Origin of the sequence: Flavobacterium sp. AG291, from assembly GCF_003350375.1 — a bacterium.
GTDB classification, from domain to species: domain Bacteria; phylum Bacteroidota; class Bacteroidia; order Flavobacteriales; family Flavobacteriaceae; genus Flavobacterium; species Flavobacterium suzhouense.
Genome location: NZ_QQAR01000001.1, coordinates 58,483 through 71,152, shown reverse-complemented (window position 1 = coordinate 71,152; position 12,670 = coordinate 58,483). Strand labels below are relative to the sequence as shown.

10 protein-coding genes are annotated in these 12,670 nt (G+C 40.8%); 1 reads left to right on the top strand and 9 read right to left on the bottom strand.

Annotated features, from left to right (window positions below):
- Positions 1-3: 3 nt before the first annotated feature.
- Positions 4-1,065, bottom strand: coding sequence for an NADH:flavin oxidoreductase (locus DEU42_RS00340; RefSeq protein ID WP_114756292.1), 1,062 nt, complete (start codon positions 1,063-1,065; stop codon positions 4-6).
- 129 nt (positions 1,066-1,194) lie between these two features.
- Between DEU42_RS00340 and DEU42_RS00335 the strand changes: the two genes are divergently transcribed.
- Positions 1,195-1,551, top strand: coding sequence for a winged helix-turn-helix transcriptional regulator (locus DEU42_RS00335; RefSeq protein ID WP_114756291.1), 357 nt, complete (start codon positions 1,195-1,197; stop codon positions 1,549-1,551).
- A gap of 24 nt (positions 1,552-1,575) precedes the next feature.
- Here DEU42_RS00335 and DEU42_RS00330 read toward each other — a convergent pair whose 3' ends face one another.
- From DEU42_RS00330 to DEU42_RS00295, 8 genes are all read right to left on the bottom strand, one after another.
- Positions 1,576-2,718, bottom strand: a complete 1,143-nt coding sequence (locus DEU42_RS00330) for a hypothetical protein (RefSeq protein WP_147278027.1) — start codon at positions 2,716-2,718, stop codon at positions 1,576-1,578.
- 19 nt (positions 2,719-2,737) lie between these two features.
- The gene (locus DEU42_RS00325) at positions 2,738-3,424 is read right to left on the bottom strand and encodes a hypothetical protein (RefSeq protein WP_114756289.1); all 687 of its coding nucleotides are present in this window, start codon (positions 3,422-3,424) and stop codon (positions 2,738-2,740) included.
- Complete coding sequence (locus DEU42_RS00320) at positions 3,414-3,971, bottom strand: RNA polymerase sigma factor (protein WP_114756288.1); 558 nt, start codon at positions 3,969-3,971, stop codon at positions 3,414-3,416. The genes DEU42_RS00325 and DEU42_RS00320 overlap by 11 nt, the downstream gene beginning before the upstream one ends.
- Positions 3,972-4,088: 117 nt before the next feature.
- On the bottom strand, positions 4,089-4,733 hold the full coding sequence (locus tag DEU42_RS00315) for a TetR/AcrR family transcriptional regulator (protein ID WP_233506591.1): 645 nt from the start codon (positions 4,731-4,733) through the stop codon (positions 4,089-4,091).
- A 234-nt stretch (positions 4,734-4,967) separates the two neighbouring features.
- Positions 4,968-5,285: a thioredoxin gene (gene trxA, locus DEU42_RS00310; RefSeq protein ID WP_114756287.1), complete on the bottom strand. Its 318-nt coding sequence runs from the start codon at positions 5,283-5,285 to the stop codon at positions 4,968-4,970.
- A 116-nt stretch (positions 5,286-5,401) separates the two neighbouring features.
- Positions 5,402-9,901 carry a DNA polymerase III subunit alpha gene (dnaE, locus tag DEU42_RS00305; RefSeq protein ID WP_114756286.1) on the bottom strand — a complete coding sequence of 1,500 codons (4,500 nt, stop codon included), beginning with the start codon at positions 9,899-9,901 and terminating at the stop codon, positions 5,402-5,404.
- A gap of 130 nt (positions 9,902-10,031) precedes the next feature.
- Entirely contained in the window at positions 10,032-11,621 is a 1,590-nt protein-coding gene (locus DEU42_RS00300) for an MFS transporter (RefSeq protein WP_114756285.1), read from the bottom strand.
- Positions 11,621-12,661: an HlyD family secretion protein gene (locus DEU42_RS00295; RefSeq protein ID WP_114756284.1), complete on the bottom strand. Its 1,041-nt coding sequence runs from the start codon at positions 12,659-12,661 to the stop codon at positions 11,621-11,623. Before DEU42_RS00295 ends, DEU42_RS00300 begins: the two co-directional genes overlap by 1 nt.
- Positions 12,662-12,670 lie beyond the last annotated feature (9 nt).

Sequence of the window (12,670 nt, the reverse complement as noted above, 5' to 3'; positions counted from 1 at the left end):
TGATTAGTACAATGTACCAGCGCTGGCAGGGTTAAAGGATTTCAACTCATCCAAACGCCCTTCTTTAAGTTTTTGTACCCATTCCGGATCCTGAAGCAGTGAACGTCCAACAGCTACCAAATCGAAATCACCTCGCTCATACCTGCGAAGTAACTCGCTAAAATCGGTAGTGTCCGCTCCTTTGCCTTCGCCAAAGAACTCCATAAAATCGCCGCTTAGTCCAACCGAACCTACTGTAATAGTTGGCTGACCAGTTACTTTTTTAAGCCATCCGGCAAAATTCAGGTCACTGCCTTCAAATTCATTTTCCCAATACCTGCGCTGCGATCCGTGAAAGATATCCACTCCGGCTTCCGCCAATGGTAATACCCAATCCTCAAGTTCCTTAGGATCATTAGCCAATTTTACTGCATAGTCCTGTTGTTTCCATTGCGACAATCTCATGATAACTGTAAAGTCATCACCTACAGCTTTACGGATGGCCTTTACAACCTCAACACCAAAACGGGCTCTTTCTTTAATAGTCTTTCCACCATACTCGTCTGTACGGTGGTTCATTCCTTCCCAAAAGAACTGATCTATCAGGTAACCATGTGCGCCATGTATCTCCAACGCATCAAAACCGAGCTCTTTTGCCGCCTTAGCTGCATTTGCAAAAGCTGTAATGGTATCTTCGATATCTTTTACCGTCATGCTGTCGGGACTCTCAAAGGGAGCCGGAGCTTCCCACCCGTAAGGTGTATTACCCACATGCCATATTTGCGGAGCAATAGCACCTCCTTCAGCATGTACTCCCTTAACCACGTTGCTCCACGAATTTAGAGCTTCTGTCCCATAAAAATCAGGGATGTCTTTCAGGTTCTTGGAAGAAGGACGCCCTATTACTGTACCTTCAGTCAGGATCAGGCCAACACCTGCAGCAGCCCTTCTTGAATAATAATCTGCCACCTGTTGTGTAGGCACGCCATCGGGAGACTGCGCCCGAGTCATAGGTGCCATTACAAACCTGTTCTTTAGATTTAGTTTTTTGTATTGAAAGGAGGTGAATAACGATTCCAGATTCATTTTAGATATTTTTAAAGTTAACACTAACGACTTATGTCGTGATTTCAGCATTTTATACAAAGTAAACAATAATAGTTTACTTTTGTAACCATTAAAAGTATATAGTGGTAACCACTAAGTAACCAGAAAATGAAAAAAGACATATTCAGATATAGTCATTGCCCAATGCACCGCTCCATGGCAATATTAGGCAACAAATGGAAACCCATTATTATTTACGCTTTGCGAAACCGTACAGCCCGTTTCGGACAAATTCATGCAACTATAGGCACAATATCAAAAAAAGTACTAACATCAGTATTAAAAGACCTTGAGGCTGACGACATACTTATCAGAGAAGAATTTAAAGAGCTTCCACCAAGAGTAGAATATACCCTGACAGAAAAAGGACAGAGTCTTATCCCTATTATAATAGACCTTGCCCGATGGGATAACAAACATTATGAAAGCAAGGCTGACACAAAAGAAAGAGAAGCCACAGAATAAAACTGCGGCTTCTGACATATATAATTAAAGGTCGACCCTGAAACCGAAAAACAAGGCATGATCCTTATACTCCGATTTACTGAACACAGAGTTGAGCTCATAGTGAGCAAAAAGGCTTAGGCTGCCAAACCCTACATAACCTTTTAAACCATACACAAATTTTTCGGTATTGTAGTCACGACGCAATTTTACTTTTACATTCTCTCCATTTTCAACATATTTCATCCATTGCATGGTACCTAGATTCATCCCAGCAAAACCACCTATTCCCACTTTAAAACTGGTAGAAGTATCATACCTGAAATGATCTTTGTATTCTTTCTTCTTCGATGGACCAAACTCTAATAAAACCGGAACAACCAAATTCTCAAACACCATCATGTTTCGTTTAATCTGATTTGGAGAAACCACAAGGCTCGTATAGCCATTATCGTTAACGAAATACTTGTTATCCTTAGGACTAAGCGTATTTTCCTGATAGGAAAGTCCATAGGCAAGTCGCCAGTAATTAGAGTCCTTTAACAGCCGTGTTCGAAAAGTAAAGCCTATCTCGGCAAAACCACTCTTCCCAAATTTATAGACATCACCTATACCAACACCATCACCTACAGTCCCACCAAAACCAACAGCAAAAACCATATCCGTATAGGTACGCTTATCATATTTAGGTTTTTTATCAGCTGCTTTATATCGTATACCTAACAAAAAACTCCCTCTGTCATCAGTTGCATTTCCAACACCTGCCTCAACATAACCGGTTGTATTAGGCTGATAATTGTAGAACACATCTCTTTTAGTCAACTCTATCTGACTCTCTACTATAGCTGTTTTATTATCGATATTCTGTGCCGATTTTTTAGCTGCCTCCTCCTTAAGGGCCTTTGCTTTTTCAGCTGTTATCTCACCATTCTCAAGTCTTTTGTCTATTTTTTCCAGCAATTTTTTAAGCTCAAACTTTTCGGTTTCAACAATATTCTGTTTTTCGGCTTCAAAAGCTTCTAACTTGCGCTTTTTAAGCTCTTCATAATAATCCTGATCGGTTTCATTCCACCATGATTTCTTTTCTGCAGTTTGCTGCTTAAGAGTGTCGTTCTCAGTCTGAGCGTTGGCTTTAGGCAAAGAAATTCCTGTCGCCACAAAGGCGATGCATAATAAGATGCGTTTCATAATTAAGAGTTGATTGTTATTATTCTTTTACAGCGAAGCGTATTTTTTTGTTCTTAAGTGCAAAAATACTCATCGCCTTATCGCGGTAATATTCGTCCATTTCAGACTCTACTTCTTTAAGCAGAGCAGTATTATCAGTTTTTTTAGAAAATTGTTTATCAGCAGCTACCTCTTTAATGGCATTTTTTAGCAGATAATCCACCTCTGCATCATAATGCTTGTCTTTAGTAACAGCTCTAGCTTCAGTAAGCACAATTGAATTTAACTGCGGCGTTTTTTCAATCACTTGCGATTGTCTATCAGCTTCCTGAACTACTGCTGCCTCCTGTTTATAAACCGGAATAATCACTCCCTGTTTACTATTTTCATTATATGTTTCTTTGGGCAAACTTTGTTGAGGCTCAGTAACTGATTCTGAAACTGCTACCACCGGACTATCTTTAACCGTTGCCTGTTCAGTTTTATTTGCATCCACTACCTGTTGTTGTGGTGCTGTATCCGGAGTATTAGCCACAAACCAATAACCCGCAAAAAGAAACACTAAAACTGCTGCTGCATAATACATAAACAGCCTTTTATTATTTTTTTGCTTTTGCTTTCCCTGCTGTCTGTTTCGGGCAATGCGCTCCCATGCCTGATCCGAAGGTGCTATACTTCGGTTACCAAGCTTCTCTGCCAGTTGTTGTTCCAGGTTCTTATCTTTCATTTTCTAATCTCTTTAATAAGCTCAATTGTTCCTGCAATTGCTTTCTTGCCTTAAACAATTGTGACTTTGATGTACTCTCGCTAATCCCTAGCATTTTTGCTATCTCCTTATGGTTATAGCCTTCAACAGCAAACATAACCAGCACTGTACGATAACCTTCGGGCAGTTTGTCAATCAATAACTGTAAAAGCTCCACATCCAGATCTACTTCAACTGTTGCCAAAGGTGGAACTTCCGCAGTTTCAATATCTTCAAAGTAAATCTGGGTGCGTTCCCTCAAAAAGTCAATCGACTCCCTTACCATTATCTTTCTGAGCCAGCCCTCAAAACTACCCTCAAACCTAAATTTCCCTAAGTTATCAAGCGCACGCATAAATCCTCTTATCATTACATCTTCGGCATAGTGAAGGTCTTTAATGTACATCCTGCAAACACCCAGCATTTTTGCAGCATATCGATCATATAGCTGCTTTTCTGCCCGGGCATCTCCCTGGAGTATCTTTTTAACGACTGCCTCATCAGAAGCATATAATCGGATAATTTTCAAATTGGTTTAGGTTGGTTTATATCTGTAAGACGGAAAATATTTTTAAGAAGTTGCCTGAAGGTTTCTTTTTTTTTATAAAAATATACAAAAACAAAAAACCGGCTATAAAGCCGGCTGTTATCCATTTTGTTTTTTTCCATCTTCATAAAGCATGTCTACCAGATTGACTATGGCTTTTTTAATCGCCTTTTCTCCCTGTTCCTTAGCAGGATCAATACCGCAAAAGGTACTGTTACTGGCTCCGGAATACATATTTAAATAATAAGCACCCGAAATAATAATAGCCATCGATGCCCTGAAATTCTCTGCTTTATCTTTAAAAAAAGGATCTGTTATATTTTTAAGCAATACTTCACCAACTACTTCACGTTCATCGGCCAGATTTTGCAAAGATTTTCTCTTTTCAGATAATCCCCATAAGAGAATCTTTTGAAATTCTTTGTTAGAAGCCACATAATCATATTGCTGCAGTACCATTTGTTTCGTGAACTCCCTACCTCCATCAGTAATTGCAGGCTGCGCATCATCCTGTTTTACGTTACTCCAAAAGTCAATAGAAACCAGATACTGGTCTACCAGCTGATCCCTGCCTCCAAAATACTTATAGATCAGTTTTTTATCAAGTCCTGCCACAGCAGCAATATCATTTACCTTGAGGGCAGAAAACCCTTTTGTCCTCAAAAGCTTCCCTACAGCATTCAGAAACTTTTGTTTGCTTTTTTCCTTATCCCTGACAGGAGTATTTCCGGCTTTATCTTCCACGTAAAAAATTTTGAATAAAAATAATATAAAATAAGTCACTATTAAGTGACTTATTTTATATTTGCACATCATCAATCCAAAAAGAACAGAAATTAAAAAACATTAATCCTGATGTTTATTTATAATTCCTGGTTCATAAATTAAAGAGGGTTAGTTATTTTTTTAGCACAAAACCAACCTCCAATGAAAAAGCCCACATTACTGTGGGCTTTTTTTATGAGTTTTATCTGCTGCTTATATTAAAGCGTCGATAGCATCAGTATATGTCTTTTTAGGAGCAACACCTACCTGACGACCTACTACTTCTCCGTTTTGGAAAACTAGTACTGTAGGGATGTTTCTTACTCCGTATTTAGCTGCAAATTCCTGATTAGCATCTACATCAACTTTACCAACTACAGCTTTACCTTCGTATTCTGAGCTGATCTCATCGATGATAGGGCCTACCATACGACATGGTCCACACCATGCTGCCCAAAAATCTACTAATACCGGTTTATCTGATTTAAGTACTACTTCATCAAAAGTAGCATCTGTTATTGCTTGTGCCATTATATTTTTTCTTTTAGATTAAATTTAGGTAACAAATTTACATATTAATATCAATAATTCTGTTAAACATATATTAGTTTTACCTATCTATGCATAGATTCAGCTTATTAGCAAATTTAATTCAGTTTAAAATTTACTTGAAGCTTTTCTAATTCGTGCAATAACTCATTACTAATCTTAACTTTAAGTTTTCTGCTTGGCATACTCAGTTTAGTTACTACCTGAATATCCTCAACATCAGCCATTACAGGCTCTGACACCTCTGCATCCAGCTCATCGCCTTCTTCCTGCACTTCCTTAACTGGTGCTGCATTGTTTATCTCTACTTTTTTAAGCACTTTTTTCAGTTCCATCACTTCAAAAGTAACTGAGTTATCACCGGAGTTAACTCTAAACAGCTCATTAAGTGTAGCAATCAGTTGTTCCTGCAATTCAGCAATATTAAACATGATAACAAGCTTCTTTGCAAATGTTGTCAATACATCCTGCAGGTATTGAATAGCTATAAACTGAAGTCTTGGCTCACCTTTTTTACCTTCAGCATTGGTCCAGCCCTCTTTAACAAGCACTTTCATAAAGGTAAAGTTATTCCCTATCAGGAAATGCCTGAATTTTAAGTATTCCTCTCCATATATCCTGAATTCGTAACTCTCATCATAGCCCTCCAGAACAAACGATGCCCAGCCTTTACCGTTTTTGGCAACCCTGTGCTGTACGTTAGAAATAATTCCTCCAAAACTCAGGTTCTTGGTAACATGCTGCTCCAGATTCTTTAATGCTTCCAGTTTGGAATTACAGAAATATTTCATCTCAAACTTATAGTCATCCAGCGGATGTCCTGAGATATAAATACCCACAACTTCCTTTTCTTTAGCAAGCTTTTCCATAGTGCTCCATTCTTCGCATGGTGGCACTACAGGTTCAGGTATCTGCACCTCACTAGCCTCCCCAAAAAGACTCACCTGCGACGAGTTTTCATTCTCCTGGAATTTCGAACCGTAACGCATTGCCTTTTCCAGAAATGAGATATTCTCACTGGCATCCATATGAAAATACTGTGCCCTGTGTGTGGTGTTGAAACAATCAAAACCTCCTGCAAGCGCAAGATTCTCAAAAGCTTTTTTATTGGCTGCTCGAAGATCAATACGTTTAGCCAAATCAAATATCGATTTATAGGCTCCGCCTTTTCGGTTCTCTACAATAGTATCTACCGCACCAGCTCCAACACCTTTAATAGCCCCCATACCAAAACGTACAGCTCCACTATCATTTACGGTAAATTTATAATATGATTCATTTACATCAGGCCCTAGTACCTGTAAGCCCATTCGCTTACATTCTTCCATAAAGAAGGTAACCTGTTTAATATCGTTCATGTTGTTAGAAAGTACTGCCGCCATATATTCTGCCGGATAGTGCGCTTTAAGGTAGGCTGTTTGATAGGCTACCCAGGCATAACAGGTAGAGTGCGACTTATTGAAGGCATAACTCGCAAATGCCTCCCAGTCTTTCCATATTTTTTCAAGTACGGTGGCATCGTGCCCTTTTTCGGCAGCCTGCGCAACGAACTTAGGTTTCATTTTATCCAGTACGTCCTTTTGCTTTTTACCCATCGCTTTACGCAGTACGTCGGCCTCACCTTTAGTAAAGCCGGCCAGCTTTTGCGACAGTAGCATCACCTGCTCCTGGTATACCGTAATACCATAAGTTTCTTTCAGGTACTCTTCACAGGCATCAAGGTCATATTTTATTTCTTCCTCTCCGTTTTTCCTTCTAACGAAACTCGGAATATACTCCAGAGGTCCCGGACGGTACAAGGCATTCATGGCAATAAGGTCGGCAAATACAGTAGGTTTCAGATCCTTCATGTATTTCTGCATCCCGGGCGACTCGTACTGGAACACCCCTACGGTCTCACCGCGTTGAAACAGTTCATAAGTCTTTACATCATCTATAGGAAACGATTCAGGATCAAGCTCAATGCCGTGCTTGTATTTTACCAGTTTAACGGTATCCTTAATCAGCGTAAGGGTCTTCAGCCCCAGGAAGTCCATCTTTAGCAGTCCGGCACTTTCTACCACCGAGTTATCAAACTGGGTAACATACAGGTCGGAGTCTTTCGCTACTGAAACCGGAACGAAATTGGTAATATCATCAGGCGTAATAATCACCCCACAGGCATGAATACCGGTATTACGCAGCGATCCCTCAAGCACTTTTGCCTGCTGTATGGTCTCACCGGTAAGGTCGCCACCATCAGCCATGGCAATAAGCTCCACAACTTTTTCATATTCCTCGGCACGCAGCGCACCTTTAAGCGCATTGGCGTCAAGAGAGAATATTTTTGCAAGCTTAAGGTTCGGGATAAGCTTGGCTATCTTATCAGCTTCAAATAGCGGAAGGTCAAGTACCCTTGCAGTATCCCGGATAGACGATTTTGCCGCCATGGTACCATAAGTAATAATCTGTGCTACCTGACTGGCTCCATATTTATTGATTACATAATCCATTACCCGGCCACGACCCTCATCATCAAAGTCGATATCAATATCGGGCATGGATACACGGTCAGGATTCAGGAAACGCTCAAAAAGGAGGTCATATTTAATTGGGTCAATATTGGTAATCCCTAAACAATAGGCTACCGCACTACCCGCTGCCGATCCCCTTCCCGGCCCTACCGATACTCCCATATTTCGGGCTTCGGCAATGAAATCCTGTACAATAAGGAAATAACCCGGATATCCACTATTCTCAATCGTCTTAAGCTCGAAATCCAGACGTTCACGGATATCGTCTGTTATTTCGGCATATCTTTTTTCTGCCCCCTTATATGTAAGATGTCGTAAATATTTATTCTCACCTCGCTTTCCTCCATCTTCATTATCCTCCGCAACAAGGAATTCTTCCGGAATATCAAACTTTGGAAGGAGTACATCCCTGTACAGGGAGTAAATTTCAATTTTATCAACTATTTCCTGAATATTGGCAATGGCTTCCGGCAGGTCTTTAAAGAGCTGCTTCATCTCATCGCCCGACTTGAAATAGTATTCGCTATTAGGAAGACCATAACGGAATCCACGGCCACGGCCAATAGGCGTTGCCTGTTTTTCCCCGTCTTTTACACACAACAAAATATCGTGCGCATGCGAGTCTTCTTTATTTACATAGTAAGTATTATTGGTAGCAACCAGCTTAACGTTGTGTTTTCTGGCTAGGCTTATCAGCGACTGATTCACGCGGTTCTCATCTTCCTGTCCGTGGCGCATCAGCTCCATATAGAAGTCGTCGCCAAACATTTCTTTCCACCACAGCAATGCTTCTTCAGCCTGATTTTCACCAATGTTTAGTACCTTGTTAGGAATCTCACCATACAAGTTACCCGAGAGTACAATGATATCTTCTTTATACTGCTCAATAACTTTTTTATCGATCCTTGGCACATAGTAAAATCCTGCAGTAAAGGCAATAGACGACATTTTTGCCAGGTTATGGTAGCCTTTCTTATTTTTAGCCATCAAAACAACCTGATAACCGTTGTCTTTACGGGTTTTATCTTTATGGTCTTCACAAACAAAGAACTCAACCCCAACAATGGGTTTCATTAACACCTCGGTTGGTTCTTCGCCATTTTCCACCGCAGCCTTGTTTTTAGCTTCAGCAGCTTTATTGTGATTCAGCACATTACTCACAAAGTGAAATGCCCCCATCATATTACCGTGATCGGTCATGGCAACGGCAGGCATTTTATATTTGGCAGCAGCCTTAACCAGATCGGGAACCGCTATGGTAGACTGTAGTACCGAAAACTGCGTATGGTTGTGCAGGTGAACAAAATCGACATCTGCAATATCATGGGTTTCACCTGATGTATGAACCTCAACATTTTCTGCAGACCTTAGTTTCTCAAGGCGCTGGCGTACCTCATCAGAAGCTTTTTTAAGGTTGATATGTTTTAAACCGATAAGTTGTATCGGCTGAGGATTCTTAGCGGTAAATTCACCAAAATAAGAAGCAGGAACATCAAGCTCTTCTTTAGTGAATATCTGGCGTTTTACAAGCTCAAGGAAACAACGGGTAGTTGCTTCAACGTCGGCAGTGGCGTTGTGTGCTTCCGCAAACGGCTCACCAAAGAGATATTCGTGTAACTCGGTTAGTGTAGGCAACTTAAATTTACCACCACGACCTCCGGGAAGCCTTAGCAGTTCAGCAGTAACTTCGGTACAGGTATCGAGTACTTTCATCGATGCCATACTATTCTCTACACCCATTCGGTAAAATTCCGAGCCCATAATATTCACGTCAAAGCCAACATTCTGACCAACTATGAATTTCGATTTGGAAAGCGCTATATTGAATTTTTCCAATACTTCAGCAAGGCTTATCCCCTGCTCGGTAGCCAATTCGGTAGAAATACCGTGGATACGCTCTGCATCATAGGGAATATTAAAGCCATCGGGCCTTACCATATAATCCTGATGCTCTATAAGCTGTCCCATTTCATCATGCAGCTGCCATGCTATCTGAATACAGCGCGGCCAGTTGTCGGTATCGCTAATGGGAGCATCCCATCGTTTGGGTAATCCGGTGGTTTCGGTGTCAAAAATCAGGTACATAACCGGTTTAGGATTTGAAGGTTAGAAAATCACACAGCATATTAACGCCGATTTCCAAAATTATGATTTTTAACGCTCAACTACAAACACTGAACAAGCTACACCGCATTATGTTTTCAACAAACGGTTATTAACTGCCCCACACCTTATTTTTAAAGATATCTACAGTCATGCGCAAATGCCTGTTGCATAGCAATAAAACAGAAACAGCGATTAACGCATAGCCTATAACCGTAAATATTTCCATATTAGCCAACAGAAGCGATTGTTTGCTAACAGCAGCTGTAATGCTTTTTATAGCAAGTCTATAGGCATCATCCTGAGCATATCCTTTGGCAGCAAAATTTGCTGTTAGCTGGCTAATCCGCTCCTGAGCCTGTGCTGTCTCCGGCAATACATTACGATTTAGCTGAAAAACATGAAAGCGCATTAAATACACCTGTGCATTCTGCATAATACAAAAGCCAATCGTACTACCCCAAAAACGTCCGGCAACACCAGTAGTACCGGAATAAGGAGCCAACTCTGCCGGCACCGACGAAACCGTAAAAAGTACCATAGGCACAAACAGCACCCCGACACTAATTCCCTGCATTACATACGGAACCACAATATCCGAAAGAGCAACATCCGGCACAAATAAAAAAGTGAACCATATATGATAGACTGCCATTAGCGCAAATCCCATTGAAAAAATATAACGGTGAGGTACCTTTTTCATTAAAAACAGTCCCGCCAAAACCATCCCTATACCATTGCCTAATACATTAAAATACTGAACACCTGCAACCCTGGCAGGCTCCCAGTTCCACACAGTAAGCATAGTACTGTGACAGATATTCAATGTGGCACGGGAAATATAGAAGAATATAAAAAGCAGAAAACCTATTCTGAGGTTTGCATAGCTAAAGACCTTAAAGTCAAACACAGGTCTTTTTGCCCACAGTTGCCTCATAACAAACAACGCTGTACTCAATAAGCAAAACACCAAAGCCGCATCTACCTGTCCGGAATCGAACCAGTATTTCTTTTCTCCATAGATAAACACAAAAGTTCCACTCAAAATCGCAATCAGCACCAAAACAAAACTGACCCAGTCTATCTGATACAGTGGTAACTTTCTATGAAAGCGGTTGTTGGTAAAAGTCACAAGTATCAACCCTACGCATAATAACTGAAACACTGCCGATCCATACACCATATATTTCCAGTCATAATTATCAAGCAGCCATACCGCTATGTTCATAATAAATGGAGAAGCCAATAATAATGCTGCATAATTGAGCGAAAAAACAACTATAGTAGCATTCCGCGATGTAAATCGTGTAAAAAGCAATTGCCTCATAGGTAGCCACGGCAACGCCATAAGCACACCTTCAACCATCCTGAGCACAAGAAAAAGAATGTAATTCTCAGTATAACCCGAAAATACAAATACCAACGAAGCAAGACTGTAAATAACCAGAAAATAGCTTTTGGTCGGAAAATATTTAAACAGCCTGCTTTCCACCAATAATGTGGCAAGAAAAGTCCCGTAAGTTACGCACAGCGAAAACTGAAGATCCTCTGGTTCTATATCCAGAAAACTTGCCGAATAGGTTATGTTTGAAGTATACACCCCTAACAACACCATGGAATGCAGCATACAAAACACCAATACAAACACTATAAGCCAGCCCGGCACCCAGGATTTGAATATCCTGGCATTATCTTTTATCATCAGTTCTGATGTTCAGCAGTAACCATTACACTCATACCCGCTCTTAGTAGCGACAATTCATTTTCAGAATCCACAAGCTTTATCTTAACCGGAATACGCTGTTCTATTTTCACAAAGTTACCGGTAGCATTATCCGGAGGCAATAGCGAAAAGCGGGCACCACTTGCCGGCGACAACGACTGAATCACTCCTTTAAACACTTTATCATGAAAAGCATCCACGTCAAGTTCAACCTCCTGTCCTACTTTCAGGTATTCAATCTGTGTCTCCTTAAAATTAGCTATCACCCATTTTTCTTTGCTAACTACCGAAACCAGCGTTTGCCCTTCCTTAACCATCTGCCCCGGCTGGATTACCCTTTTACCCACATAACCATCATAAGGAGCTGTAATTACTGTATATGACAGGAAAAGTGAAGATTTTTCAGTTGCCGCCTTTCGGGCCTGTAGCTGCGCCTGCATTACCGGAAGTTTTGAATAGGCTTCTTTTTCAGCCAGTTTCGCAGACTGCACAGCTTTTTTCAACTCATCATAATGTGACTTCGCCTCATCATAATCAGCCTTTACACGCTCGAGCTGCTGCAATGTAGCAGCCTCCTCTTTATACAAAGCCGAGTATCTCTCAAACTCAAGTCGGGCTTTTAATAAATCGGCTTTCGCTCCGGGCAGCTTAGCTTCCTCAACCTCCTTCATGCTTTCTGTCGTTACAGCAGCATTTTTGGTACTCCCAACAGTATTTTGCGCTGTGAATTCATCGGCCAGCGCCTGATCGTGATATGCACCATACTCCCTTCTGTCAATCACAATAAGTGTATCGCCCTTGCGTACAAACTGATTTTCTTCATAGCGAACCTCCTGCACATATCCGGTAATTCTGGCCATTACAGGAGTCACATATTGTTCTACCTGGGCATCATTGGTTTCTTCATGGCTTTCATGAAAAACAAAGAACCAAGCCACCACTAAAAGGGCTGCTACAACCAAAAGCGATGCCGCAACAGTAACAAGATTATGAAAATAACCTTTAACCTTTTTACTCATTTTTCAGAT

What these genes read in the sequence shown, in the direction of transcription:
- DEU42_RS00340 (WP_114756292.1), bottom strand. Translation starts at nt 1,065, where the DNA reads ATGAATCTGGAATCGTTATTCACCTCCTTTCAATACAAAAAACTAAAT.
- DEU42_RS00335 (WP_114756291.1), top strand. Translation starts at nt 1,195, where the DNA reads ATGAAAAAAGACATATTCAGATATAGTCATTGCCCAATGCACCGCTCC.
- DEU42_RS00330 (WP_147278027.1), bottom strand. Translation starts at nt 2,718, where the DNA reads ATGAAACGCATCTTATTATGCATCGCCTTTGTGGCGACAGGAATTTCT.
- DEU42_RS00325 (WP_114756289.1), bottom strand. Translation starts at nt 3,424, where the DNA reads ATGAAAGATAAGAACCTGGAACAACAACTGGCAGAGAAGCTTGGTAAC.
- trxA (WP_114756287.1), bottom strand. Translation starts at nt 5,285, where the DNA reads ATGGCACAAGCAATAACAGATGCTACTTTTGATGAAGTAGTACTTAAA.
- dnaE (WP_114756286.1), bottom strand. Translation starts at nt 9,901, where the DNA reads ATGTACCTGATTTTTGACACCGAAACCACCGGATTACCCAAACGATGG.
- DEU42_RS00300 (WP_114756285.1), bottom strand. Translation starts at nt 11,621, where the DNA reads ATGATAAAAGATAATGCCAGGATATTCAAATCCTGGGTGCCGGGCTGG.
- DEU42_RS00295 (WP_114756284.1), bottom strand. Translation starts at nt 12,661, where the DNA reads ATGAGTAAAAAGGTTAAAGGTTATTTTCATAATCTTGTTACTGTTGCG.